The 26,463-nt window shown below is 40.3% G+C and carries 20 protein-coding genes; 2 read left to right on the top strand and 18 right to left on the bottom strand.

Annotation, left to right across the window (positions count from 1 at the left end):
• Positions 1–12 precede the first annotated feature (12 nt).
• The 16 genes from HNP77_RS09585 to HNP77_RS09510 form a co-directional block, all read right to left on the bottom strand.
• On the bottom strand, positions 13–729 hold the full coding sequence (locus HNP77_RS09585; RefSeq protein ID WP_184652971.1) for an MBL fold metallo-hydrolase: 717 nt from the start codon (positions 727–729) through the stop codon (positions 13–15).
• Positions 726–1,544, bottom strand: coding sequence for a DbpA RNA binding domain-containing protein (locus tag HNP77_RS09580; RefSeq protein ID WP_184652970.1), 819 nt, complete (start codon positions 1,542–1,544; stop codon positions 726–728). Before HNP77_RS09580 ends, HNP77_RS09585 begins: the two co-directional genes overlap by 4 nt.
• Positions 1,545–1,555: 11 nt before the next feature.
• Entirely contained in the window at positions 1,556–2,464 is a 909-nt protein-coding gene (locus tag HNP77_RS09575; protein ID WP_184652969.1) for a GNAT family N-acetyltransferase, read from the bottom strand.
• Positions 2,464–3,072, bottom strand: a complete 609-nt coding sequence (locus HNP77_RS09570) for an ATP-dependent Clp protease proteolytic subunit (RefSeq protein WP_184652968.1) — start codon at positions 3,070–3,072, stop codon at positions 2,464–2,466. Before HNP77_RS09570 ends, HNP77_RS09575 begins: the two co-directional genes overlap by 1 nt.
• Positions 3,073–3,148: 76 nt before the next feature.
• Positions 3,149–6,016, bottom strand: a complete 2,868-nt coding sequence (locus tag HNP77_RS09565; protein WP_184652967.1) for a M16 family metallopeptidase — start codon at positions 6,014–6,016, stop codon at positions 3,149–3,151.
• A 61-nt stretch (positions 6,017–6,077) separates the two neighbouring features.
• Positions 6,078–7,262 (bottom strand): type III PLP-dependent enzyme, encoded by a 1,185-nt coding sequence (locus tag HNP77_RS09560; RefSeq protein ID WP_184652966.1) that lies wholly within the window; start codon positions 7,260–7,262, stop codon positions 6,078–6,080.
• Positions 7,263–7,459: 197 nt separating this feature from the next.
• The gene (locus HNP77_RS09555; RefSeq protein ID WP_184652965.1) at positions 7,460–9,118 is read right to left on the bottom strand and encodes a hypothetical protein; all 1,659 of its coding nucleotides are present in this window, start codon (positions 9,116–9,118) and stop codon (positions 7,460–7,462) included.
• 18 nt (positions 9,119–9,136) lie between these two features.
• Positions 9,137–10,636 (bottom strand): hypothetical protein, encoded by a 1,500-nt coding sequence (locus HNP77_RS09550; RefSeq protein ID WP_184652964.1) that lies wholly within the window; start codon positions 10,634–10,636, stop codon positions 9,137–9,139.
• A gap of 175 nt (positions 10,637–10,811) precedes the next feature.
• Positions 10,812–12,899: a methyl-accepting chemotaxis protein gene (locus HNP77_RS09545; RefSeq protein ID WP_184652963.1), complete on the bottom strand. Its 2,088-nt coding sequence runs from the start codon at positions 12,897–12,899 to the stop codon at positions 10,812–10,814.
• 455 nt (positions 12,900–13,354) lie between these two features.
• Complete coding sequence (locus HNP77_RS09540; RefSeq protein ID WP_184652962.1) at positions 13,355–13,939, bottom strand: hypothetical protein; 585 nt, start codon at positions 13,937–13,939, stop codon at positions 13,355–13,357.
• Between the two features lie 71 nt (positions 13,940–14,010).
• Positions 14,011–15,408 (bottom strand): hypothetical protein, encoded by a 1,398-nt coding sequence (locus HNP77_RS09535; RefSeq protein ID WP_184652961.1) that lies wholly within the window; start codon positions 15,406–15,408, stop codon positions 14,011–14,013.
• Between the two features lie 295 nt (positions 15,409–15,703).
• On the bottom strand, positions 15,704–16,900 hold the full coding sequence (locus tag HNP77_RS09530) for an NADP-dependent isocitrate dehydrogenase (protein WP_184652960.1): 1,197 nt from the start codon (positions 16,898–16,900) through the stop codon (positions 15,704–15,706).
• Between the two features lie 81 nt (positions 16,901–16,981).
• Positions 16,982–17,890, bottom strand: coding sequence for a hypothetical protein (locus tag HNP77_RS09525; RefSeq protein WP_184652959.1), 909 nt, complete (start codon positions 17,888–17,890; stop codon positions 16,982–16,984).
• A 3-nt stretch (positions 17,891–17,893) separates the two neighbouring features.
• Positions 17,894–18,676, bottom strand: coding sequence for a type I methionyl aminopeptidase (gene map / locus HNP77_RS09520; RefSeq protein WP_184652958.1), 783 nt, complete (start codon positions 18,674–18,676; stop codon positions 17,894–17,896).
• Between the two features lie 149 nt (positions 18,677–18,825).
• Positions 18,826–19,599, bottom strand: a complete 774-nt coding sequence (locus tag HNP77_RS09515; protein ID WP_184652957.1) for a J domain-containing protein — start codon at positions 19,597–19,599, stop codon at positions 18,826–18,828.
• A 59-nt stretch (positions 19,600–19,658) separates the two neighbouring features.
• Positions 19,659–21,311: a sialate O-acetylesterase gene (locus tag HNP77_RS09510; protein ID WP_184652956.1), complete on the bottom strand. Its 1,653-nt coding sequence runs from the start codon at positions 21,309–21,311 to the stop codon at positions 19,659–19,661.
• Positions 21,312–21,514: 203 nt separating this feature from the next.
• On the opposite strand from HNP77_RS09510, the gene HNP77_RS09505 reads away from it, so the two are divergent.
• Together HNP77_RS09505 and argS are read left to right on the top strand one after the other, a co-directional pair.
• Positions 21,515–22,609 (top strand): BMP family ABC transporter substrate-binding protein, encoded by a 1,095-nt coding sequence (locus tag HNP77_RS09505; protein ID WP_184652955.1) that lies wholly within the window; start codon positions 21,515–21,517, stop codon positions 22,607–22,609.
• An 83-nt stretch (positions 22,610–22,692) separates the two neighbouring features.
• Positions 22,693–24,516 carry an arginine--tRNA ligase gene (gene argS / locus HNP77_RS09500; RefSeq protein WP_184652954.1) on the top strand — a complete coding sequence of 608 codons (1,824 nt, stop codon included), beginning with the start codon at positions 22,693–22,695 and terminating at the stop codon, positions 24,514–24,516.
• 11 nt (positions 24,517–24,527) lie between these two features.
• Here the strand turns inward: argS and HNP77_RS09495 are convergent, their stop codons facing one another.
• Together HNP77_RS09495 and HNP77_RS09490 are read right to left on the bottom strand one after the other, a co-directional pair.
• Positions 24,528–25,526, bottom strand: coding sequence for a tRNA-dihydrouridine synthase family protein (locus HNP77_RS09495; RefSeq protein ID WP_184652953.1), 999 nt, complete (start codon positions 25,524–25,526; stop codon positions 24,528–24,530).
• 16 nt (positions 25,527–25,542) lie between these two features.
• A complete protein-coding gene (locus HNP77_RS09490) occupies positions 25,543–26,394 on the bottom strand; it encodes an Mrp/NBP35 family ATP-binding protein (RefSeq protein ID WP_184652952.1) in 852 nt (283 codons plus the stop codon).
• Between the last annotated feature and the right edge of the window lie 69 nt (positions 26,395–26,463).

Raw genomic sequence — 26,463 nt, 5'->3', positions numbered from 1 at the left:
TGCCTCAGAAAATTAAAAGCGGCTCAAAAAAGTAAAAAACTCCTTAAGCTCAAATCCGCAATAGTCATGTCCCGGATAAACAAGAGCAGAGTCCTTAACAGTACGGTAAATTTTTTTCAGGCTGTCCGCCATAAGAGAGTCACTGCCGCCGGCAAGATCAGTTCTTCCCCAGGCACCGTAAAAAACTGTATCACCAGAAATGAACTCTTCTGCTTCTTCATTATAAAGACAGACAGACCCCATGGTGTGTCCTGGAGTCCATAGAACAGACCACTTTTTTAAAGCCTCTTCTGCTTCTGCATTACCTGGAGTAACTCCGGATTCTTTTAAGCAGTCGTAAAGATTACTGCCGTCAGTCAGATTACCGTCACTTTCAGGAAGGTTTTTGTAAACTTCAGCAAGAGAAGACAGTCCGGCTGCTGCAATATCTGCTGACTGAAAATCAAAACCCGATTTACCGATGCGCTCCCTGTCTTTTTCATGAATAAGTACAGGAACATCAGGATAAGCTTCCTTCATCACCGGAAGACCGGCAACATGATCATAATGACCGTGAGTAAGTATAAAAGCGAGGGGAATATAGGAATTATTTTTTAAGAATGAAGTAACGGCACGCTCGTCTCCGCACTGAGAACAGCATGCCGGATCTACAACAAAAACATAAGGCCCCGACAGAGGTACTATTAAAGTATTAACTCCGTAGGGCCCTGTATGAATTACACTGATCAATATGCAGCACCATCACCAAAGTGAGACTTTACCTGTCCGTCATCAGTTGTTTCTGAATAAGGAGCAACCGATTCTTCTACAGGTGCGCTTGCCATTGAAGCAGCAAAAGCTGTCTGTTCTGCAGCAATTTTATCTGATTCAGAAGATTCTGAAACTGTACCATGACCAAAATTAGTTACGTTTTCAGGAATTTTTTCTTCTGCAGCAGTTTCTGAATATTCAGCAGCAGCTTCTTCACCCTTCTGCTGTGCATAGTCAACAGAAAGTTTTCTTCCGCGGTATTCATATCCATTAAGTGCATCAATTACTTTCTTGCAGTCTTCTTTATAAAGCTGAACAAAAGAATACTTAGGGAAAAGCCTGATGTCACCGATACGGTCATGATCAAGATGAGCAACACTTACAAGAATTCCTACGATATCTTTCTTGTATACATGAGAATACTTACCGATGCTGATAAAAATAGATGTAGAAACATCTTTATCAATTCTTACTCTTGGAGCTCTTTCAAATTTTTCTCCTGAAGCAGAATCAAACTTTGCACGGGAAGTTTCTCCATGCTGTTCATAGCGGTTGCGGCGGTCATCCTTATGAGCAAACCGTCCTCCTCTTCCGCTGAGAATTGCCTGCTTTACAAGCATGGCTGTAACATACTTTCTGCGTGAGAAAGGAACTTTCTTAAAAAGTTTCTTGATGGCATTAAGGGCCTTAATATCCTCTTCTCCGGCACTCTCCACAGATTTCAAAGTATCTTCCAGTAAAGCAGTAATCTGTTCTTCATTCACAATAAATCCATTTCCACGATTAAAAGCCATTTTTAACTCCATTAAAACAATTTTACCGCGTAACCGGCTCCCAGTTTCTTAAATTCACACCGGGTTAGTAAAAGTTCCAGCGGCGGGGTCACAACCATATTAAAAAAAAGGACCCACTGAATTCCGTTTTTTCTAAGGGAATCAAGACACTTAGAAAGAAGCTCAGTTCCGATTCCCAAACCACGGTAATTCTCAAAAACAAACAGATCAGTCAGATAAACTGAAGTGTGCAAATTTTCTGAAACATATCCATATAGGGCACAGCCTACAAACTCTCCGTCCTGTGTACAGCATACAAAGCCCTGTCTGTTTTCTGCAGGTACGGGATTACACATCCCTGACAAATATGCAGCCGTTTCTCCAAGTACCGGATTTTCCAAACTCTGTGCAAACTGCTGTTTCAGACACTGTTCTCCGTAATCCAAATTTTCAGAATCCACCGAAAAATCATAAGGACGGACAATAAAATCACTGTTTACAAGATCTTCGGTTTCAGTCTCTTCAGGGAGTTCAAGTTTTTCCAGCCCCCAGGATTCACGTAAAACGTTATACCATCCGCTGATACGAAGGCTCATGCTTTTATTCTTATAAAAGTGCCACTGACGCTCAACTTCCGGAAAATCTTTTATAACTTTCTTAAAATTCCTGAACACCCCCCTTCCGCCTGAAAGAACGCGCTTAAGGCTTTCTCTAGCAACAGGCGCATGCAGATTATTTGTAAACTCAGAAAGCAGCTCAAAACCGTCCTTTGAAGACCATTCCGGAAGAGAATAATATAAATCCTCATCCGCACAGTCCAGGCCGGTTTCCTTTAAAGGAACGACAGACTGACCAGAAGCATCTACCACAAAAACATCCGTTTGATTTTCCATGTAAAAAATAATAGATGATTCCAGGGAATCTGTAAGTTCAAATGTCATCAGGCAAGCTCACTGCGTTTTGTAATAACTTTACTTATAAGACCATAGGCAACAGATTCTTCTGCATTAAGCCAGTAGTCACGGTCAGTATCCTTTTCTACTTTTTCAAGGGCAGTACCTGTTTCCTGAGCTATCAGGGCATTAATTTTTGCCTTAGTCTTTGCCATTTCTGCTGCATGAATCTCTATATCCGTTGCAACACCACTCATGCGGCTAAGAGGCTGATGAATGAGGTAATGACTGTTAGGAAATCCGATACGGCGCTCTTTTGGAGAAGCAAGAAGAATAAGGGAAGCTGCGCTTGCAACAAGTCCCATACCGATTGTATAAACCGGTGAATTAAGGAAGCGGATAGTGTCAAAAATAGCATATCCGGCATCAACATCACCGCCAGGGCTATCAATATAAATATAGATCGGATCAGAATTATCTGCATCCAGAATCAAAAGCTGACGGATGATTCCGTCTGCCATTTCTTCGTTGATTTCACCGCTAAGAAGAACCTGACGAGTCTTAAGGAATTTTTCTGTAAGAGGATCTGCACCTTTTTCTTTCTTTTTATCCTCTTTTTCTTCATCGTCACAAACAATCTTCATGTAACTTTTCATTTTTTCTCCTGTTAAATAAGTGCATTTTTAATTTTACTGCCTTTAATATACCGAATATTCATATAAAAGTCTAATTCTATTTTGAATTAAGGACCGACTTTATGATTTCAGCTTCAGAAGGGTCACATACGGCAAACCATTTATCCGCTTCAGCCCCCCAGTACCTGATGAATACGGACTGAACCTGTTCCGCAGTCAGAGACCTTACCATATCCAGCAGCTTAAGGCTGTGTCCGGCATCATCAAACTGAAGGATATTATAGGCAAGTTCCTGTGAAGCAGCGGAAGGAGTCTGTTTCTGATGGAAAGTAGAATTAATATACTTGTTTTTATAGCTTTCCAGCATGTTTTCAAGAGGTTCGGTTACATAAATGCCCTTTTCATCAGTTCCGGTTATGACAAGGCCTTTCTTCAGGTATTCCCGTGCCTCATCCAGAGCCTTTTTAAATCCCTTAAAATCAGAGACTTTAAATAAAAATTCCATTCCGTAAGGTGCCTTTGACCCTACAACCATTGTAGAAGGGGTATAGCAGACACTTCTTGCAATCCTGACAGAATTAAAAAGCTGGTCATTATATACGGCGGAAGCAATCAGGGCAGCAGGATAATCCTCTGAGGTATTTGGAGGAGACACGAAAACCCTTCCAATATATGCAGTTCCGCGGGCATTTTCATTTTTAACTACAATGCTTTCTCCGGATTTTATGGTTAAAGGCGGAATTTCACCGTTCTCAGCAGTTTTTTTACCGGTACCCTTTATTTTTCCAAAGGAAGAGTCAAGTTTTTTGAGTACGGTCTTTTCTTTTACATCACCGCTGACAAGGAAAAACATGTTTTCAGGAACAAAAACCTGGGCGTAGAGATTCTTCATGTTGTCCAGGGTAATTCCTTCCAGTGAAAAATCCGTAACATAGCTTCTGACGTCATAAGGATGGCCTGCAAACATATAATCATTAATCTTTTTATAAAGCTGCTGAACAGGTTCCACGCTTTCCTGATGAACTCCGTTTTCGTATCCGGCATAAAGTTTTTTTAATTCAGTTTCATTAAAATCAGGATTCAAGATACTGTCCGCATAAACGTCAAAAACTGTATCAAAATATTTTGAAAGACAGTTCATGCTCAGGACACTTCCAGTCATGTAACTGCTGCAGGAAAGAGAGCCTTTTGTTTTATAGGCAAGGAGAGACCTTTCATAAGCTGAATAATTTTGAGAACTCATGGACAGAAGCTCGCACAAAGCCTTTTCCAGACCTGAAGTTGAGCGTTCAAGGCGGGCTACACCTCCTTTAAGGCCAAGATTTACGCTTACGCAGGAAGATCCGCTGCCTTTTACAAAATATACAGGTATTCCGTTACTGAGATTCTTTACCGTAACTGCCGAAGCTTCCGTTTTTTTCTGCAGGCTTTCTTTTTTTACGGGAAAATACACTTCCTCAGAAACCGTCTGAAGGGAATGAAATGAAACATCTGACTCTGCTGAATATTTTCCGGACTTCCACCATACGTTTTTTTCTCCGTCTATCGTTTCAAAGCCGGCTTTTTCAAAATCTGCCTTATGAGCTTCATAAACTTCAGGGTTTACAAGAACAAGAAGCATCGGATTTCTTTCATAGAAATATTTTTTTATAAAATGCTGCGCATCCTGCCAGGAAACCTTCTGAAGCTTTTTGCTGTACTGGTAATAATAATCAACAGGGACAATGCTCCACCAGAAACTTAAATTTGAAAGCAGCCCCTCTGCAGTTTCTTCAGACAGCAGCCTGGAATCTGCAATATTTTCTGCAATCTCCTTTACCTGAGCCTTTGAGAACAGACTCTTATCACCGTAGAGTTCAGGCAGGACCTTTTCCGTAACGGTTTTACTGAAATACAGGGCATTTTCCGCTATATTACCTTCCGGAGTATAAGACATGGCTGAAAAATCAAAAGTTCCGTTTGCCCTTGTCGTCTGATAGGAAGCGCTGACATATTCAGGACCCGGTATCTGCATGTTTTTGTCATTTATAAGTGACTGAACGTAGCTGCCGGAAGGTTTTTCAAGAAGTGTAAGAATATAATCCGCAGCATAGGTATCTTCAATTTCGTAATCAGTGTCAGGCCCCCTGAAAGAAAGCTGATAGTTTACAAACTGAGAAGAAAGGGAGTCATAGCTCATTACAGCCTTTTTCATCACAGGGAAAGGATTTACATTCTGCTGTGCTCTTTTTTCATTTTTTACACCGTTATTATTCCAGGTGCCGAAAATTTTTTCTGCAAGAACATGAACTTCCTCCGGATTTACATCTCCGCCGATAAAAAGAGCTGCATTTGACGGAATATAATATCTGTTTTTTATCTCAAGGAGCTGTTCAACAGTTGCATTCCTTACAGCCTCAAAAGAACCGCCTGCATCAAGCCTGTAGGGAGCATCTTCAAAAAAAGTGCTGATAAAATAATTAAAAAGTTTATGGGAAGACTCTGCCTGATCTCCCTCAATTTCTGCAAGAACAACTTTCTTTTCATTTTCAAATTCCGTTCTGTCCATCAGAGGAAAACGTATGGCAGCATTCCAGAAAGCCATTCCCTCTTCAATCCGGTCAGAAGGAACAGTAAAAAAATAATTGACGCGGTTAATTCCTGTTGTTCCGTTCCACTGGGTAACTCCCAGGTCAGACATTGCCTTCTTTACAGCCGCAGCATCGTTATAAAGGGCATTACCCTTAAACATCATGTGCTCATACAGATGAAAAAGTCCTGCGCTCTCAGGAGTCTGATCCACAGCTCCGCTTCTTACTGCAATTTCAATATATACCAGAGGAACCGTATGATTTTCTGCAACAAAAACCTGCAGTCCGTTATCCAGGGTATATTCAGACAATCCTTTTACAGGAGTTGACCGGGCATAAACAAATACTGATACAAGGCAAAAAAAAGCTGCCATAAAAAATCTTTTTGTTTTCATGGCAGCATTATAGCATTAAAAAATATTATTTACTATTTGCAAGGTCAAAAACCTTAAAGAATTACTCCACAATACCGTTTTCGTCCATATAGTATGTTTTTATAGGAGGGAATCCATTGAATTTTATGCTTGCATACGTAGATGTATAAGCACCTGTAGTAAGCCAGTAAAGCTTATCTCCCTGCTTCAATTCAAGAGGAAGCTTGTACTTATCATTTTCATACATAATGTCCATGCTGTCACAGGTAGGTCCGGCAATGATTACGCTACCCTCTTTTCCGCCGTCCTTATCTGTAATTATAGGATACTTAATGGCTTCATCAAGAGTTTCGATAAGACCGTTGAACTTTCCTGCATCCAGATAAACCCATCTGTCAAGAGCAGTATTATTCTTACGGCTGATAAGAACAACTTCAGAAGTAAGGATACCGGCATCTGCTACAAGACTTCTTCCTGGTTCAAAAACAATCATAGGAATATCTTCACCAAAGTCTTCTTCAAGATAACGGGTAATTTCGTGGGCATATTCCTTTAATTCATTTGTAGGCTGAATGTAATGAGCAGGGAATCCGCCTCCCATATTTATCATGGTAAGCTTAATGCCTTCTTCTTCTTCAAGAGCTGTAAAAAGATACTTTGTCTTTGCAATAGCATCATTCCACTGACCGATATCACGCTGCTGACTTCCTACATGGAAACTGATTCCATATGGAGTAAGTCCCAGATCACGGGCAAGAACAAGCAGATCATAAGCCATATCAGGATGACAGCCGAATTTTCTTGAAAGAGGCCAGTCTGCAGTAGGAGAACTTTCTACAAGAATACGAACATATACTCTTGAACCAGGTGCAAGTTTAGCAATATTCTTAAGGTCTTCTTTTGAATCTGTTGCAAACATCCGCACGCCTTTTTCATAAAAATACTGAATGTCTGCAGGCTTTTTTATCGTATTTCCGTAAGAAACACGATCAGGACTGATTCCCAGAGAAAGAACATCATCAAGTTCATAACGTGAAGCAATGTCAAAATTAGATCCAAGAGAATCAAGAAGTTTTAAAACCGGAGTTCCCGGGTTAGACTTTACGGCATAATAGATGTGAGCATAAGGAAAAGAATCTTTTAAATGCACGTAATTGTACTTAATGGTACGAAGATTTACTACGACATTAGGCGTAGGTAAGTTTTCGGAACATTTTCTGAACTGTTCCCATTCACTGTCTGAAATAAATTCCTGACGGTTAAACATAAAGCATCGTCCTGCCTTAAAACTGATGATAATGTGTTTTATTTAAAACATAGCGGATAGTATCATTATGAAAAGTTTTTGAAAATACTTTTTTTAAAACTTTTTTCATTATTTTTTACCCATCCGGTACTAAAATAACAAAAAAAGCTGCAGATACGCATTACATACCTGCAGCAAGACTTAAAACACAGTAAATCCTATAATTTTATTCCGATTTTAACAGAAACAAGGCCGGAATCTGTGCTCCACTCATCTCCAGACTTCTGATCCGTACGCTCATACCACACGTCAAAGTAATAGTGTGCAGAAGGAGTAATTTTTACACCAAGTTTTGACGTAAAGGTAAGACTGTCTTTTTCATAAGTCGGAGAATCATTGTAATTATTATAGGCATAGCGGCTGTACTGAGTTTCACCGTTTTCATCAGTATAAGCAGCACCATAGTTTACACTCGGAACGTACCAGCCGAAAATATAAGGCATTACAGTATCCGTTGCCTTATACTCAATCTGAGCAATGAAAGCATAAAGGAAATCACTGTAAACAGTTCCTGTAGGAGCTGTGTATTCCTTACCGGTAATATTCATAAGCTCAACCTGGAAGAAACCGCCGAGATTCTTTATAGGAGAAGCAGCAGGATCTTCATTGAATGAAAGAATTCCGTTTACAACACCATCCCTGTTCATGTTAAATCCGGCACCGAGACCTACACGGTTTGCAGTATCTCCTGAAAGCTGCATTCCGCCAAGACTGTAATTTCTCTTAAATGAAGCCCCCGGTCCCCTGAAAAGCCACATGAAACCTGCTCCAACCTCAAGATCCCAGTCACCGTCTTCTCCCCAGGCAATTTCTGTCTGGCGGACCCAGTCAATTCCCACATAAGGTCTGAATGAACCGAATCCCTGTACCGGCAGACTGTATTCAAGACCAGCTCCGAGAGCAAGAGGCTGTTCTACAAGTGCAGAAGCATCAGCTTCAGGATCATCAGCTGCTGACACGACTACAGTAGTCGTATTCGTCTCTTCATCGGAATCAAGAGTTTCACGGCTAAGACCGGTAGAAGTATATGTTCCGTAGTTTACAGAATAAAGTCCTGTAAAAGTAAGTTTAGTATTAAACGTAGGCTTCCATGCCATGTCTGCACCGAACACCCAGCTGTTTTTATTGTTGTCTTCACCGTTCTTCCATGAACCGGCCTTAAGGTTTGCCTGAAAATCAAGTCCGTTATAGCCTGCACTGTACATACCGTAGATTTCAACTTCACGGGAATTAAGATGCACGAGATCCCTTCCTATTACGCTGACAGTTCCTCCGTTACCGGAATAAGGTCCTCCTGAATGAAACAACGGAAGACGGAAATACTGGTTTTTATCTCCTGTACGTTCCTGCATGTTGTTGTCAAGGACAGACTTTATGGAAGCCTGATTCATTGTAATCTGAGGATCAATTCCAGCAGCTCGAAGCCACCATTCACCATACTGAAGTTCAGCAATAAGGGAGCCAAACCAGATTGATTTTGCCTGATCCCTGGAACCGATGTCATTTATTTCTGATACACCTGAATTATTGAAATTATATCCGCGCCATGCGTATATTGCCGTATTACTCATCTTAAGGGAAACCGAAAGCCTGTTACGCCGCGGAATAAGCCCGAGATCCGTATACGGTGTAAATTCAAACCAGAGGTCACAGCCCATGGAAGTTGCCATACCTGTTGACCCGTCATTCAAGTCAGCAGAAAATGTTGTCCCGAAATCAAGACCGCCGGAGTTACCGCCAAAAAACGGAACCTGAATATCAGCAAATAGAAATGAGGTGGCAAGCAATCCAAGTATTAAACTTGCAATTCTTTTCATAAGTAACACCTCCGATGATTACAATCTGATCGTGCAGGCTACGCTGATAAGACCCTTGTCATCATCACCTTCACCTTCAACACAGGTTGAAAGCTGATAGCTTACATCAAGCGAGAAATACTGTACCGGAGTCATGTAGCAACCTACTTTTACATCTACATAATTATCTCCGGTCATGTGCTCACCATTTGAAGAAAGTTCAGGATAATACTTGCCGAATACATAAGGAAGATATTTTCCTCCCAGAAGATATTCAATCTGTCCGGCAACAGCAGTATGCATGTCGTCACCGCCGATGTCACACATTTCAAGTTCAACAAAATAACCCAGATTCTTTACGACAGCCTTGCGGTCTGCAAGTTCAAAGGCACTGAAGATAAGGTTTGCATGAACGTCATCATCTCCATAGAGATTCTTGTTTTTAACGGCATTTGCACCAAGAGAAAACCCTACAGGTACGATTTCGTCATAGTCTATGTCTCGATGACTTGTAAGAAAATCTTCTCCCCTTGTATAAAGATAAGTTCCGATGCCTGCTTCCCATGTATCATCAAGATTACCTTCAAGATCCTTAAAGTAATCAAAACCAACATACGGTTTGAGTACAGTCTTACGACCTGTCTTTATCTTGTAGTCAGCACTGATTCCGGCACTGAACGGATTGTAAGAAGATCCGTTATAGCTGAAGGAATTTTCGCAGTGAAGTCCGGCCATTGCATTTACACTGATGCTCATGTCTTCCACAGGATAGAACTCTGAATCGAGGCCAAAGAGCCATTCATTTTCATCATTATCACGGCCTGAATACAAGGATGCAGCTTTTGCAATTGCAGTAAATTTAGAAAACTCTACTCCAAAACCAAGCTGACCTGATACATCATCTGAATAATCAGTATCAACAGCATCCCGCTTAATAAAACTTCCTAAAAGCGGAAGTCCAAGTTTGTTGTAGCGTGTATTTGAATAAAGGGCATACTGCTTTTTCAAGTACCATCTGTCATCAGTATCCATTACATCATCAAAAATTGAATTGATGCTTGCATTATCAGTTTCCATTGGGTGTGTCGTACCGGCAACCTGAAGGAATACATTTTTATAAACGAGATCAGCCGTGATGTCTCCGTATGTAAGGACAAGAGGACGGCTTGACCAGGAGTTTACATTGTCCTGGGCATAATTACCGCCTGTGGTAAAATAACTTTCCAGCCACTGAAAACACATATCCTTTACAACAAGACGTACACCCGGCTGTGCGTATGTTTCTTCCACGACACCCCGGTCTGTTTTATCAAACAAAGGAAGATAGAACTGGATTCCGACTTTTGTTTCAAGTCCGCTGGAACCATCATTCAGGTCATACTCGAAAGTTGTTCCAGCCTCAACACCAATCGTTGCACTTTTTGCCAGTTCCATGGAATATCCTTCATGAACTGGAGCTTCATCCTCTTCCTGAGCAAAAGCACCGGCAGCAATAAACATACATGCCGTAACTGCAAACAGCTTGTTTATCCTTTTCATAAACTTCTTAACTCCTCGCTATTTCTTGTATTTTAAGAATAGAAGCAGATTTTAATAAAAGAAACATTGAAAATTATCCCAAAAAACTTTTATTTTTTTTACAAAAAAAAAAGTTCCGTACCGCCAGTTTCAGACCGCAGCACGGAACCATCATTATAATTCAGCAGCTATTAACTCAAACCTTAAACTGATCTATCTGAGAACCAATATCCCTGATTGATTCACTCATTTTATTTGAAATACCGTTTAAGGCAGCTCCAGTTTCATTTATCTTTTTTGCACCAACGGACATTTCATCCATACCCTGAGTCATAGACATTGCAGCATTCTGTAAAAGCTGAACTTCCTTAAGAATAAGTTTATTACCCTCTGCCATTTCTGAAGAAGCATTTCTTACTTCAACAGTACTGTCATTCATATTATGAAGGGCATCGGTAATCTGTCGTGATCCTTCATTCTGTTCTTCCATGGCAGACTTAATCTGCATTACAAGAGCATCTGTTTCTTCAAGCTTGCGGGATACTGCTTCAAAAGCAATACTTGCCTGGGAAGAAGCAGTAACGACATCATTAATAGAGTCCTTAATATTATTAAGCTGTTGTCCAATAGTCTTACTCTGTACGGAAGAAGTTTCAGAAAGTTTTCTGATTTCATCTGCAACAACGGCAAAACCTTTTCCTGACTCACCGGCATGTGCAGCTTCAATTGCAGCGTTCATGGCAAGAAGATTTGTCTGTTCCGCAATAGAAGCAATAGCAACGTTTGCTTCCTGAAGCATATCTGACTGACTTTCAATCTGCTCTACTCTATCGTTAACATCTCTCTGCTTATCAATTCCTGACTGAGCATTTGCCCGAAGTTCATTAAAGGAATTAGCCATTTTGTCTACAGATATGTTAACAGACGAAATATTGCCAATCATTTCTTCAACTGCAGCACTTGCCTGAGTTACTCCTGTTGTCTGACTTTCAATCATGTGCTCAAGAGATTCAATATTTGAAGCAATTTCATTAACGGCACCAGCGGTCTGATTTACACTCTGATTCTGAGTATCAATCTGTTTTTTCATGCTTTCTATATTAGAAATAATCTGTGTAATCGAACTTGCCGTATCTTCAACACTGGCATTCATATCTGTTCCGACAGTTTCAAGGTTAAAGTTTGAATTCTTAACGTTAGAAATAATTGACTGGAGTTTTTCTGTAAATGAATTAAATCCCTTTACCACATTACCGATTTCATCATGAGATGTAACTTCAATTCTCTTTGTAAGGTCTGCATTTCCGCTGGCAATTTCTGTAATCGAAGTTTCTACAAGTTTAAGAGGTTTTATAGTAAACGCAATGATAATCATTGAAATAATTACGGCAATAACGAGAATCACAAAAATAACAGAAGTCATGGATGCCATCATCGTTTTTATCATTGAGAAGAAATCTTCATGAGGAGCCATGCAGAATACAGCCCAGTCACAGTTATCCCCTACAGGCCTGTAAGAAGCCAGCATTGTTTTATTTCTTAAAGGTTCATGAAATATACGATATGAAGTATTGCCATTCATTGCATCAACAATAGCTTCATTCATTTCTCCGGTAGTATCGTTTTTAAGAATCTGCCCTTTCTGTACGTACTGAACATCAGCATCACCAACAGTTTTTCCTGTTTTCATATTTATAATAAACGGGTGGCTGTCTTTACCGATTGTAATCTGACTGCAGAGTTTTGACAGGGTATCTCCATAGAACACAGCAGCAATCGCCCCTGAAATTGAATTTGAATATGCATCATAAACAGGTACAGCATAGAAAATAAGAAGCTTGCCGTTTACAGGACTGACATTAGGGTCAGAAACGTAATGTTCCCCGGAAATTGCGTGAATAAAATATTCACGATTTGAACAGTCTGCAACTTCACCATCGCCGGTAATTGTCATCCCGTTTATATCATAATAAGCAATATTCTCGTAATTAGTATCAGTTTTTTTTGCATTCTGAACCAATGCAACTTTTTCTTCCATCGATTTAGACGGATCTCTAATGTCAGACAAATTTGCCAGAACATCCAGCATATGGAATTCCCTGTCATTTAACAGACGAACCTGATTTGCAACATTTTCTGCAACAGAAGTAACTGTCTGCTCTACAGAATCCTCAAGGGTTGAATTTGACATGGAATAGGCAATAATTCCTAAAACAAGATTAGATACAACTACAATACCTAAAATAAGAACTGCAAGTTTTGTTTTTAGACTATTAATCTTCATAAAACTCTCCATATAGAACGGAATAATATGCAACAAATAATATTTTTAACTGAAATAATTGTAATTATAAGAAAATACAAAAACAACTATGAACCTTAATATTTTTTAATACTTTTCGGTGAAAAAAAAAGGGGCTGTCCAATAAGTTCAAAAAGTGTCATTTTCGTGCCCGACCCGAAAATCTATTTAATTACAATACAAGAGATTGCCGCATCAAGTGCGGCAATGACAGGGTGTCGAGCACGGCAATGACTCATACTTATTGGTCATCCCCTACAAAATTTGTTCTATATAATATATCTTTTACAAAGAAAAAGCCGTATCATTCCGGCGAATAATGGAGTTTAGCAGTTTCTTTAATGCACTTCAAAAAAAAAGACAGCAGTTTTTTTACGATACTGCTGCCTGCGTTTTACCATCTAGTCTTCTTTTCCATTTATACTGCTGTTTTTTTTCTATTCAAGAATACCCGTTTTTGTTAAGGAAAAATTATCATATGGCGTTTCATTGCCGGAAGAATCAACAAATGCAACACCTATGCGACTTGAACTGTTGTTTTCAGTCTTATCAACATACAGTTCATAGAATGTAACAAGCTGAGAATACTTTTCAAGATTCAGTGTCTTCCGCAGTGGAATTGTTTTTGCAGAACCGCTCCATACACCGGTATCAGCTGCTGTCCACTCTATGGTATATCCCCAGCGGTCTACTTCAAAATCAGCAAATGGAAGTTCATTAAAAAGTATATCTCCGTCTGAAGCATAATCATTCAACTGATATTCAGTCAGGTAATCAGTATACAGAACAAGTTTTACAGGTACATTTGCCCAGCCACTTTCCATACAGAAATTATACAGCTTTATTGATTTAATATGAGTCAAATCAACATTAGAAGCCGCATTTTCAGACAGTGCTGATGTTTTTTTATAAATCTCACTTGGATACGCATCAAAATCATCTGTAACTTCCTCATTACATGAAAAGCTCAGTATGGAAACAGCTGTTAATAATATGGCTGACAACAAACGTAATTTATTCAATTTATTTTTCTCCGCACTTCATTACGAAGATGCATCAAAAATCAAAATATTTTTGATGCATCATAAAAATTTTAATTAAAACTTGCTTCAAGACCAAGATAACATGTTGTGGCAGAAAGTTCTGTCGCTTCATCAAATGTATACGTTATTGAATATTCTCCATTTTCAGAAATACTTGTAGAAGTATAAGGAATCTTTATCCAGTTTAAAGCATCATTACCATTAACCCACAGACTAACCCATGGACTTATAGATGAAGAAGAAAGGCCTGCAACGCTGAAGTTTACCGTTAAACTAGTTACACCAGTTTCAGGGAAATCTGTACACTGAAGGTTAGAATCCCAAGGATTATTTGTTTCAATTTTTAGTTCTGTATTGCTTGTAACTGTAGTTCCGCTTGAAAGTGTTAAAGCTGTATCATCAAGCTTTATTGAATTTACGGTCAGTGTTACTGTATCTGCTGTTGAAGAACCAATCGACCATCCATAGATATATGTTCCTGCATTTCCGGCATATTCAACGCCACGAAGTTTTTTTCCTGAATACTCACCTAAAGAAATCTTCTTAGACTCTGTCCATGTAAGATATGCAGAATCATAGATTTCTTTACCAGACTCTTCATCAGTTTTTGTATCCCAGAAAAGTACAGAAACATTTCCACCGGCACTTGCATTCATCTGAAAATATGTATTTTCTGAGATGGTATAACTGCCATCAAAGATATAAGTAAGACGTGCAGTACCATCATTTCCGGCACCAGCTTTAAGAAGAACTGCATCTGCATCATTGTAAGTTGATTCATAAGCCGTTACTGTTGAAGAAAGATTTTCAAGGCTTGCAAGATATTCTTCACGTTTATCTGCAGTAACGTCACGTCCAGTCTGTGCATCATAAGTATACATATAGACAGTGGAATCTGTTTCTTCTGCAAAATTATTTGCAGTTGCAGAAGTTGCTTTTTCCATTGTAGAAAGTCCGTTATAAGTTACAGAAATGATATTTACAACTGCAGGAACTCCAACCCATCCTGAACCATATGACTTATTGCAGAACGCAAGTGTCTTTGCAGTTGTATTATATCCGTCATTTGCAAATGGAATTTCCACGGTAGCTTCTGTTGTAGAAGATGCATTTATTTCAGAGCCAACAACATTTGCATTTTTCTCTCCATAAAGTGCTGTCTCATCTGCTGATGAAGACAGGAAGAAGGCACCCTGTACGGTATTATCTGCATTTGCTTCTTCAAGATTTATAGAATATTTTACGCTTACTGAACCAATGCGTGCAAGACGGGCTGAACTCAAAGCTGTAAAATCAACAACTTTCATTGAACTCCATCCGTTCAATGTGTATTCTCCAGATGCAAGAATATCACTTGAAGTTTTATCATCACTTCCACCGCCACAGCTGACTGCGCCAAATAAAACTGCAGCCATTGCAGGTACTGCAAGCCATCTTAATCTTTTCATAAAAAATCCCCCTTTTTCTTAAGAGACGGTTACTGATTTTCTCAAGCCCGTCACAACTTTTTTTGAAAACTTTTGCCTCTAATCACGGCAGAGGAACCGGGAACTCCATGGAACACTTCCAGACTTCCGATAGCATAAGAATAAGAGGGGTTTTCAACAAAAAAAACATCAGAAATTAAATTAAAAAACTTAATTTTTTGAAAAAAAATCCGCAGTAAACAGATGCACAAAAAAACTAAGTTTCTTCCGTGCATGTTACTGCGGACTGTTTTTACAGAATCCCGATTACAATTGATTACAGTCTTGATGCAATTTCATCAATAAATTCCCAGCTGTTAAGGACTTTTGATGCAGCCGGAGTTGCAATACGGGCAAGGTCACCTGTCATAAGGCCTTCTTCAATTACTTCAAGAGTTACCTTTTCAAGTTTCTTTGCAAAATCCACAAGTTCCGGAGTTGAATCAAGTTCTCCGCGCTTAGCAAGAGCTCCTGTCCATGCAAAAATAGTAGCAACAGGATTTGTAGAAGTTTTTTCGCCTTTAAGGTAGCGGTAATAGTGTTTCTGTACCGTTCCGTGACTTGCTTCATATTCAAAGTTTCCGTCAGGACTTACGAGAACGCTTGTCATCATGGCAAGACTTCCGCATGCAGAAGCAATCATGTCGCTCATTACATCCCCGTCATAATTCTTACAGGCCCAGAGGAAACCGCCTTCACTCTTCATTACGCGGGCAACTGCATCATCAATGAGTGTATAGAAATACTCAAGTCCTGCAGCATCAAACTTAGATTTGAATTCCTCTTCAAATACGCGGGCAAAAATTGCCTTAAAGTTTCCGTCATAAATTTTAGAAATAGTATCTTTTGTTCCAAGCCATACGCTGATTTTCTGATCAAGGGCATAGTTGAAGCAGCAGCGGGCAAAGCTTTCGATGGAAGAATCCATATTGTGAATTCCCTGAAGGATTCCGGGACCTTTCATTATCTGAATTGTCTTTCTGATTTCTTTTCCGTCTTCACCGGTAAATACAAGTTCAGCCTTACCAGGACAGTCAGTCTTTATCTCACAGTTTTTATAAACATCTCCGTAAGCATGACGTCCGAGAACGATCGGTTTTTTCCATGAAGTAACACAGCACTTTACATTTTTTACAAAAATAGGTGCACGGAAAACAGTTCCGTCAAGTTCCTCACGGATGATTCCGTTTGGAGAGCGGGTAAGCTGTTTAAGGTTATATTCCTTCATGCGGGCTTCGTTTGAAGTAATGGTTGCACATTTTACACCTACATGCAGGCGCTTTATGGCAGCAGCTGCTTCGTAAGTAATTTTATCATCAGAATCATCACGGCTTTTAAGACCGAGATCATAATATTCAGTTTTCAAATCTACAAAAGGCTCAAGAAGTTTTTCTTTAATTACTGCCCAAAGAACGCGGGTCATTTCATCACCGTCAAGTTCGGCAATCGCATTTTTCATCTGAATTTTTGACATAACTTTCTCCGTATTTTCAGTGTTGTTCTTATATTCAGATATTACGCATTTTTTTGATTGTAGAAAATGGCAATATCTTATTTACTCTTCTGCAAGTTCCTTTACAAGTTCCAGAGGCAGATCCTGCCACTTTGCAATCTGTTCAGGAGAAACTCCGTCTTTAAGCATAAGCCGGGCAGCCTCAAGTTTTGCCATCGTTGCATCGTCATAAACTTTCTTTTCCGGCAACGGTTCAAAAACTTCAAGTACATCCGCAGAATCCATAGAATCCTGCATAAAAAGGTTCACTGCTTTCAGCACGGTAGAATCAGCAAGAGCACACAAGCCTTCATGGTCATAACGCTCCCCCCTGCCTGATTCCACAGACTGATCTGAAACAGCCGTATACTTATTTCTATAAACAGCCTTTCCCTGCGCATCTGTAAGACATACTGAAAGTGTTACCCTCAGCCATACGGCTCCTGACTTCTGCATTTTTTCAAATTTAAAATTTGCAAAGAGCATGGAATCACAGGAAGTTTTTTCTACAAGATCCGTCCTGTACTTTTTTGAAGCAGAATCAAGAACCCTGTATCCCCTGCCAGAATATTTTGAAGCACTTTTCTTTTCTGCTCCGTCCGGTTTTACATAAACCTTACAGTCAGGAAAAGAAGAAGGACTTACGACATCCACACCGTTGGACAGAAGGGCCTGTTCCAGAGCGGCAGCTGCATTTTCGGCCCGCTTTCCGGCAAGATAAACTTCAGGATCCCCTTCATTGACGGCACGATTGATTGCCCCGGAAATTATGCCTTCCGTATACTCCGGTTCAGCTGAACCCCTGATATTATTTGAATACCACGGAATCATGGAATTTCCATAAACCGATACAATTGCAGTTCGTTTATAATCCCTCAGGTTTACAGAAGTTGAAGCACAGGAAAAAAATCCTGACAGCACGGCAGAAAGCACAGCGGCTTCAAATATTCTTTTTACAAATCTTATTTTCATAAATTAAAATCCTGTTACGGCGCAACCATTATAATTAAGGTCAGTAAGAATTTCCGTATGATCCTGGAATACTGCAACAGTATGTTCCTCATGACAGCTTATGGATCCGTCACAGGTTACTACAGTCCAGTCACTGCCCTCTTCAAGTTCCACGTCATCCGTTCCAAGATTTATCATCGGTTCAATGGCAAGAACCATTCCTGCCTGAATGCGGGGATTAGGCCCCCTGCTCGGACAGTTAGGAATGCTTGGATCTTCATGAACGTCAAGTCCTACTCCATGACCGCAGTAATCATATACGACACCGTACTTATTCTGATTGGCACAGATATCATAAACGGCATTTGAAATATCACTGATTCTGTTGCCCGGATGACAGGCAGCAATTCCGGCAAGAAGACTTTCTCTTGTAACACGGACAAGTTTCTTTACCTCAGGCTTTACGTTTCCTACCATTACAGTGTGGGTTGAATCAGAAATGTAACCGTCAAGATCAATACCGATATCAAGGGAAACAATATCTCCGTCCTCAACAAAACGCTTTTTACTTGGCACCCCGTGAATAACCTGATTGTTAATGCTGATGCATGCCATTCCCGGAAATCCTTCTTTCATCCAGGCAGGTTTTCCTCCGTGCTTACGGCAGTATTCCTGACACCAGTGATCAATTTCCCAGGTACTTACGCCAGGTTTTACTTTAGGAATAATTTCATTAAAAAGATCTGCCAGTTCATGACAGCTTTTTCTGATTTTGTTAATCTGGTCTTCATTCTTAAGTCTGATCATATATTCACCTCTTTTATAAACACTATTAACGGAAACAATGTCATTTTCGGGCACGACCCGAAAATCTATTTAATTACAATACAAGAGATTGCCGTGTCGAGCACGGCAATGACTCATACTGAACGCTACGCCACATCTAGTTCTATACACTAGGATGTAAACTTATTGGTCATCCCCTTCAGCCTCATTGATTCTTCCCTGCAGACATCAGCCGTACGAAAATCTCCCATACGCTCATAAACATCCGCCATTTTCTGAAGGAAAAAAGCATCGTCAGAATTTCCCAGTTTCAGATCAAGGGCCATCTCCCAGGCATCCAGGGCAAGTTCATCATTTACCTGTCCTTCTATGTTGTTCCTCAGTATATGCCGGGCAAGAGAAAGAACCTCCGGAAAAAACAATCTGAAATAACTGTAGGAATATTCCATCTTTATTATCTGCTCAAGAAGAATCACCGCATCATAATACTCCTGCCGCAGTACAAGTTCTTCCGCAAGAATAAATCCATAATCCATAAAATCTTCCCGGGTGAACCATCTTGAAAGCTTAAAACCGGTCCGCTCAGAATTCATACGCTTAAATTCTTTTACTGCCTCATCTTCATTTCTGTGCATTAAATCAAAGAAAATAAGCTTGGCCCTGCTTTCGTCATCCTCACGTTCAAGAAGCCAGGTTCTGTAATCAAAGGAAACAGAATCCCGTTTTTTTCCGTAAAACTTACCGTAGGAATATGACTCATCAAAAAGCTGCCGTGTCTTCAGATCTGAGAGAGTTTCATAGGCTTCTACAAGTTCACGGAATTTTTCTCCGTCGTCCTGACTTAAATCCGGATGCAGAAGCTTTGCTTTTAAACGATATGCCCTCTTTATTTCTGCAGCCGTCGCAGAGTGAGACACACCCAGAATTTTATAACAATCACGCATTTTCTATGAGGAAATTATAGTTTTTTTTGCATAAATATACAATTAACTCAGGCTAACATTCACAGTTCCATTACCTGCTGAATGCCTGCGCTTTCTGTCTCTTCCACGGATTCTGAATAGTTTCTGAAAGGACACAAAGGAAGGCCTTCCCGGGAAAATACAGTAACCGGACCATAATTGTACCAGGCATAACGGATATAAACAGGCTCAGGAACCTGTGGAGACTCAGCTTCAATAATGTTCTTCCGTACACCAGAAAGTTTTACGGCAGCAGGATAGAATTTTTTATCAGCGCCTGCAATCTCAACCCCTGTAAAATCTTCAGGAACTTCATTTCCCTGCACTTTTTCCATTTCAATAAGATGCTGGAGTTCCTTTTTATCTTCCCGAATTTCAAGTCCCGTACCGGAACGCTTTATTACAATCCGGATTCTGTTTTTTTCTACAGTACAGCTTTCAAAAGCAGGATTTTCCGTTTCTTTCTTTTCATCTGTTCCATAACAGTTAACCAGTGCACAGTCAGCCATTCTCAGGGCCAGAACTTTTTTATGTTTCGGATGAATGTCATTATATTCCCCCTGATCAAGGGCAGACACCATAAAAGTATTCCTTACAAAATTCCTTACCTTCATCTGGTTTTCCCGGATGATGCACCAGTTTTTAAAATCCCTGTCTGCGGCATAACGGTGCTCCGGCAGCTGGACAAAAATAAAGGGAAGTTCTGGAGAATTAAAATATTCCCGCCATTTTTTTATGAGCAGGGTAAAAAGTTTTTCATACAGAAAGCTGTGCTTATCATCACTTTCTCCCTGATAATAAATGACCCCCTTTACAGTATAAGGCATTATCCTGCTGACCATACATTCGTATAACCCCGCAGGTCTGAGAGGATTCTTGCAGACTTTAGGTCCCGGCCATTCACATGGTCCTATAATATCAATAACTTCCTGCCATTCAATTGAAGGATTTTCTTTATAAAGGGCATCACATTTTTTCTGCCATTCATCATGATAAGCCGTATACTCATCAAAAATACGGCACTGCTCTTCCACGGATTTTCCGGCGCTTTCTTTTTCATAGGGCTCAAAATACACATCAAGGTACTTTTCTTTTCTAAGGGACTGTAAGTCAATCCAGCTGGTAGCAGATGTCCCGCCCCAGTTACAGCCTATTATTCCTACGGTAACTCCAAGTTTTCGGGCAATTTTTCTTGCAAAAAAATATCCTATTGCAGACCAGTGCTTTTTTTTATCCGAGGAATAAGTTTCCCAGTGCGTTTCTTTCTCTTTATTATAGAAAGATTCATCCAGCCATCCTATTTTCTGTGTATAATAAAACCTTACTCCATCATCCCCTGATTCAGAAAATGCATCATCTTTTTCCGTACAGCTGCCGATTTCAAATTCCATATTTGACTGACCGCCGGCAATCCAGACTTCCCCCACGGCAACATGATTAAAAATCTTTACAACCCCGCCGCAGGACACTTCCAGGGTACATTCATTGCAGGCACCTGTTCCGGGAAGAGTAACCGTCCATTTTTCAGAATCAATCCTGCTTTCAGAGCTTGAAAGAATATTTCCTCCTGATTTCAGGACACACTTAACCATTTCTCCGTCAAAACCGGAAGAATAACCGAAAATACAGAGATCTCTGTCTCTCTGCAACACGCAATAATCTGAAAAAACTGCCGAAACTGTAAAATAACGCATTTTTTCATAATAAACTCATTTCAAACATATTAAAATCAAATTTTTTTCATATAAAAACATCATTTTTTCAGCACAAAATGAAATTTTCGTGTCATAATAGGATATAAGATAAAAAATACCTCCGGGTACTTTTTATCCCGTACCTCCTGCAGGACTGCTGATGCGGTTTTTAAAGGAGTATACATAACAAAAAGAGGGCAATCGTGAAAAAGTCAGGAATACTTCTCTTAATCATATCGGTTACTATGTTTACAGTTCCGCTGGAATCCTGTAAAAAGAATCCGGAAGGTTTTTCAGGAAAAATAACGCCGGAAAACATCAAGGCCGGATTCATTTATTCCGGAAAGACAAATGACAACGGTTTTACCCAGGCATTTGAACAGGCCCGATATGTCCTTGAGGAAAAAGGAATTCCAACTATGGTCATAGAAAACATTCCGGAAACTACAGAATGCGACAGGGCAATGAACATTCTGATAGAAAACGGCTGCAACGTAATCTATGCCACCAGATACGGATTTGAAGACTCTGTATTCAAATATGCAAAAAAATATCCTGACATAAAGTTTTCATGGTTTGCCGGAACCCACACGGCAGAAAATGTATCAACATTCTTTGCCCGCATCTATCAGGCCCGTTATCTTTCAGGAATGGCTGCAGGAGCAAAAACCCACACCGGAAAAATCGGTTATATAGCATCAGTGCCTATTCCTGAAGTTATCCAGGGACTTAATGCATTTACCCTGGGAGCAAGAAAAATCAATCCTGAGGCAAAAATAGAAATCATATGGACTGACACATGGTATGATCCCTATCTTTCAAAAACGGCAGCCCGCATTCTCATAGAAAAAGGCTGTGACGTAATAACCTGGCACCAGAATTCTGCAGATGCACAGGACGTTGCCGCATCAAACGGAATTTATTCCATAGGCTACAACTCATCATCCAGAGACCTGTCTCCTGACTATTACATTACGGCTGCAACCTTCAACTGGGCTGCATACATTCTTGACGACGTAGAAAGAATTCTTAACGGAACCTGGACTGCAAGAAGTTACTGGGGTTCAATAGCTGACGGAGCCGTTGATATTGATGAAATAAGCAACATCGACAAAGATATTTACATGGACATTCTGGAAGCAAGAACCAAACTGAAAGACGGAACCCTCAATGTATTTTCAGGACCTGTATACGGACAGGACTTCAATCTGGCAATCAAAGAAAACGATACACTGTCTGACAGCGAAATTCTGAACATGAAATGGTATACAAGAGGAATAATCGGACTTCTTAAGTAAAGTCAGTTCCTGAGGCAATACCCTGATGATTTTAAGTCTCCTCACTTCCTTAAAAACTGCACTTCTGATAAAATCAATTTATTATGGCAGATAAGAGAGAAGTTTTTCAGAAATTAGTTTTACAGGCTGTTAATCAGTACAAAAAAGAAAAATCACTGGAAGGCGATGAGATTACCATAGATTCAATCCGTGTGGAAAATCCGCCTAAACCAGAAATGGGAGATTTTGGAATTCCTATGTTTATGTTTGCAAAGGCATTCCGTTCATCTCCAATGGCTATCGCTCAGGAAGTTGCTAAAATTACAGCTGCCCTTTCCGGTGCATCAGAGCTTGGTTCTATAGAAGCAGCAGGTCCTTATGTAAACGTAAAGCTTAACAAAGCAAGTGCCGGAGCAGATATTCTTCTTGACATTATTGCCCAGGGAGAATCTTACGGTTCAAAAAATGAGGACGGCAAGGCACCTCTTGAAGGTCAGAAAGTAATGATTGAATACTCTTCACCAAATACAAACAAACCTCTCCATCTCGGACACTTAAGGAATGATGCCCTTGGTGAATCAGTAAGCAGGATTCTTAAAAAAGCAGGTGCAGAAGTTTACCGTGTAAACATCATCAACAACCGCGGCGTACACATCTGCAAGAGCATGCTTGCATATAAGCTCTTCCATGAAAAGAACAATGACACCCCTGAAAGTCTGGGAATGAAAGGTGACCATTTTGTAGGCCAGTGCTATGTTGAATTTGACAGGTATGCAAAGGAACACCCGGAAGCAAATGATGAAGCTCAGGCAATGCTTGAACAGTGGGAAAAAGGAACTGACGATGACGAGCTCCATATTCTCTGGAAAAAGATGAACGGCTGGGCTCTTGACGGCGTTCAGGCAACATACAAAAGAACAGGCGTCGGATTTGAAAAGCTTTATTTTGAAAGCGAAACCTACCTCAAGGGAAAAGACGAAATCCTCAAAGGTCTTGAGAAAGGCATTTTCTTCAAGGCTGAAGACGGTTCCGTAAGAATCGACGTTACTGAAGCAACCGGAAAAGGAAAAGACGGCACTAATCAGGAAAAAGTTCTTCTCCGCAAGGACGGAACTTCCGTATACATTACCCAGGATATCGGTACAGCCATCAGCCGCCACAACGACTGGGCCTTCAACCAGCTGGTATATGTAGTTGCCTCAGAACAGATCTATCACTTTAAGGTTCTTTTCTACATCCTTAAAAAACTGGGATTTGACTGGGCAGAAAAACTCCATCACCTCAGCTACGGTCTTGTAAATCTTCCAAGCGGAAGAATGAAGAGCCGTGAAGGAACAATTGTAGATGCAGACGATCTTATAGATTCCCTTCACGAAGATGCCCGCAAAGCTATTGAAGAAAGGGGAAGAGATGAGGAAGTCGGAAATGCTGATGAAGTTGCAGAAAAAGTTGCACTTGCAGCCCTTCACTACTATCTTCTTCAGGTCAATCCTGTTAAGGACATGCTTTTTAATCCGGCAGAAAGCCTCAGCTTTAACGGAAATACAGGTCCTTACCTTCAGTACATGGGAGCACGCATTGCATCAATACTCCGCAAGGCTAAGGAAACTGGTCTTGAACCTGCAGAAGACAGAGACTCTCTTTCTCTTCTTACCCATGAAAGTGAATGGGAACTTATAAAGGCACTTCAAAGATTCCCGAAGACTGTAGCGTATGCAGCTCAGAATTTTGATCCAAGCGCAATGGCCATTTACATTTATGACGTAAGCAAGGCATTCAGCAGTTTCTACAGAGACTGTCCGATCATGTCAATTGCAGAATCAGATGCAAAACTTGCAAAGGCAAGACTTTCCCTTGCAAAATGCACTCATACAGTCCTTAAAAATGCAATGGATCTCGTTCTGGTTCCATACCTTGACAGAATGTAAGGCTTATCTGATTAAAGCTCAATAAATCTTTCATGAGGGTTACGTTCAAAGTAGCCCTCTATTTTTTTCTTCGTATCTTCAATACTTTTATAATTAAGAAGTTCTGATGAAAACAGATGACCGAAAAAAAACTGAGTACAATAGTACGCAAAGAACCTCTGGATTCTGGTGCGGTAAAATTCTTCCGGCTGATACTTTTCTACATAGTCTGCAAAATCAAGGGCAACCTGCATCCGGTCAACTTTAGAAACCTTCAGCTCCGTGCCGTTAATGTATCTATCCAGCAGACTAAAAATCCACGGAGTAACGGCTGCCTGACGTGCAATCATCATTCCCTTTACGAAAGGACATTTTTTTAAGGCAAAGTCAGCAGAAGAAACATCCTTTATGCTTCCGTTTACATAAACATCGAGTGCAGGAAATTTCAGGGCAAGTTCTTCAACAATTTCATAGCGGGGAACAGTACGGACGCATTTTTCTTTTTTTGTCCGTGCATGAAGGGTTACAAGCTCAACTCCGTTTTCGTAAAGCATGCGGATGAAATCAAAAAACTTTTCTTTTGTATAATCCTCATCACCGAGCCTGCATTTTACGCTGAAACGGAATTTTCGTCCATACTGCCGGCCTGCTTCATCAAGACGATTTCTGACAAGACTGACCAGATGCTCTGTTTCAGAAATATCTTTAAGCATCCATGCAATACCGGCTCCAGTTTTATAAATCTGTGGAGCGCTGCAGCCCATATTCAGATCAACCCCTGTTCCACCACGGGAACATACAACAGGAACAGCTTCCGCTATTTTTTCTGCATCACTTCCCGTAAGCTGCCACACGATTTTTTCAGGAGCAGTTTCGTTAATAAGGTAAAACTTCTCCCAGGGGCCGTTATTCAAAAGAGAAGTTGCATTTATCATTTCAGTAAAATACTCATGGCAACCGCCAAAGCCCTCCGTAATACGGCGGAAGGCTTCATGACTTAAAGTTGCCATGGGTGCACAGACCAGCTTCATTATTAAATTCTGCCGCTTATTTTAAAAGATTTTCTACAACAGAAGCTGCTTCGTCTACATAGTTTACATCAAGAGTTTCAATTTCTCCATTATCTACCGTAACGCTCATCTTCTGTTCAATAGGAATGCGGGCAAGAACTTTGAGGCCAAAATCCCTGGCAATTCCTTCAATATTGTTTTCGCCGAAAATTCTTATCTGCTTACCGCAGTCAGGACATTCAACATAGCTCATGTTTTCTACAAGACCGAGAATAGGAACATTCATCATGTTGGCCATGTTTACTGCTTTCTCTACGATAACGCGTACAAGCTGCTGTGGAGAAGCAACAACAATGATTCCGTCAACAGGAAGTGCCTGGAAAACAGTAAGAGGTACGTCACCTGTTCCCGGCGGACAGTCAACGAACATAAAGTCTACGTCTTCCCATACTACATCTGTCCAGAACTGCTTTACCGCACCAGAAATTACAGGCCCCCTCCAGATTACAGGAGTATTTTCCTCCGGAAGCAGAAAGTTCATGCTCATAATCTGAATACCGGTAGAAGTCTTTACGGATTTAAGATATTCCTGAGCCTTACCATCTTTCATTGTCATTGCACCGGCTTCAGCCTTTTCTCCGTGAAGACCGAATGCTGTAGGAACAGAAGGTCCCGTTATATCTGCATCAAGAATGGCGGTTTTAAAACCATCCCTATGAACTTTGCAGGCAAGAAGGTTTGTAACAAGAGATTTTCCTACACCACCCTTTCCGGAAACAACAGCTATTACTTTTTTTACGCTTGAACCTTCATGAAGACTTTCCTTTAAAGAACGCTTTTCACAGTTCTGACCGCAGCCGGAACAGTTTCCACCGCAATTTTCACTCATATAAAACAACCTCGAAAAAAATTATTTCCTGAAAGTATACAACAAAATCAAAATAGATAAAACAAGGTG

It is taken from the genome of Treponema rectale (genome assembly GCF_014202035.1).
Taxonomy (GTDB): Bacteria; Spirochaetota; Spirochaetia; order Treponematales; family Treponemataceae; genus Treponema_D; species Treponema_D rectale.
This window is presented reverse-complemented; position numbering and strand designations above follow the sequence as displayed.

What these genes read in the sequence shown, in the direction of transcription:
- argS (WP_184652954.1), top strand. Translation starts at nt 22,693, where the DNA reads ATGGCAGATAAGAGAGAAGTTTTTCAGAAATTAGTTTTACAGGCTGTT.
- HNP77_RS09560 (WP_184652966.1), bottom strand. Translation starts at nt 7,262, where the DNA reads ATGTTTAACCGTCAGGAATTTATTTCAGACAGTGAATGGGAACAGTTC.
- HNP77_RS09580 (WP_184652970.1), bottom strand. Translation starts at nt 1,544, where the DNA reads ATGGCTTTTAATCGTGGAAATGGATTTATTGTGAATGAAGAACAGATT.
- HNP77_RS09490 (WP_184652952.1), bottom strand. Translation starts at nt 26,394, where the DNA reads ATGAGTGAAAATTGCGGTGGAAACTGTTCCGGCTGCGGTCAGAACTGT.
- HNP77_RS09575 (WP_184652969.1), bottom strand. Translation starts at nt 2,464, where the DNA reads ATGACATTTGAACTTACAGATTCCCTGGAATCATCTATTATTTTTTAC.
- HNP77_RS09530 (WP_184652960.1), bottom strand. Translation starts at nt 16,900, where the DNA reads ATGTCAAAAATTCAGATGAAAAATGCGATTGCCGAACTTGACGGTGAT.
- HNP77_RS09525 (WP_184652959.1), bottom strand. Translation starts at nt 17,890, where the DNA reads ATGAAAATAAGATTTGTAAAAAGAATATTTGAAGCCGCTGTGCTTTCT.
- HNP77_RS09510 (WP_184652956.1), bottom strand. Translation starts at nt 21,311, where the DNA reads ATGCGTTATTTTACAGTTTCGGCAGTTTTTTCAGATTATTGCGTGTTG.
- HNP77_RS09565 (WP_184652967.1), bottom strand. Translation starts at nt 6,016, where the DNA reads ATGAAAACAAAAAGATTTTTTATGGCAGCTTTTTTTTGCCTTGTATCA.
- HNP77_RS09535 (WP_184652961.1), bottom strand. Translation starts at nt 15,408, where the DNA reads ATGAAAAGATTAAGATGGCTTGCAGTACCTGCAATGGCTGCAGTTTTA.
- HNP77_RS09545 (WP_184652963.1), bottom strand. Translation starts at nt 12,899, where the DNA reads ATGAAGATTAATAGTCTAAAAACAAAACTTGCAGTTCTTATTTTAGGT.
- map (WP_184652958.1), bottom strand. Translation starts at nt 18,676, where the DNA reads ATGATCAGACTTAAGAATGAAGACCAGATTAACAAAATCAGAAAAAGC.
- HNP77_RS09550 (WP_184652964.1), bottom strand. Translation starts at nt 10,636, where the DNA reads ATGAAAAGGATAAACAAGCTGTTTGCAGTTACGGCATGTATGTTTATT.
- HNP77_RS09495 (WP_184652953.1), bottom strand. Translation starts at nt 25,526, where the DNA reads ATGAAGCTGGTCTGTGCACCCATGGCAACTTTAAGTCATGAAGCCTTC.
- HNP77_RS09570 (WP_184652968.1), bottom strand. Translation starts at nt 3,072, where the DNA reads ATGAAAAGTTACATGAAGATTGTTTGTGACGATGAAGAAAAAGAGGAT.
- HNP77_RS09555 (WP_184652965.1), bottom strand. Translation starts at nt 9,118, where the DNA reads ATGAAAAGAATTGCAAGTTTAATACTTGGATTGCTTGCCACCTCATTT.
- HNP77_RS09515 (WP_184652957.1), bottom strand. Translation starts at nt 19,599, where the DNA reads ATGCGTGATTGTTATAAAATTCTGGGTGTGTCTCACTCTGCGACGGCT.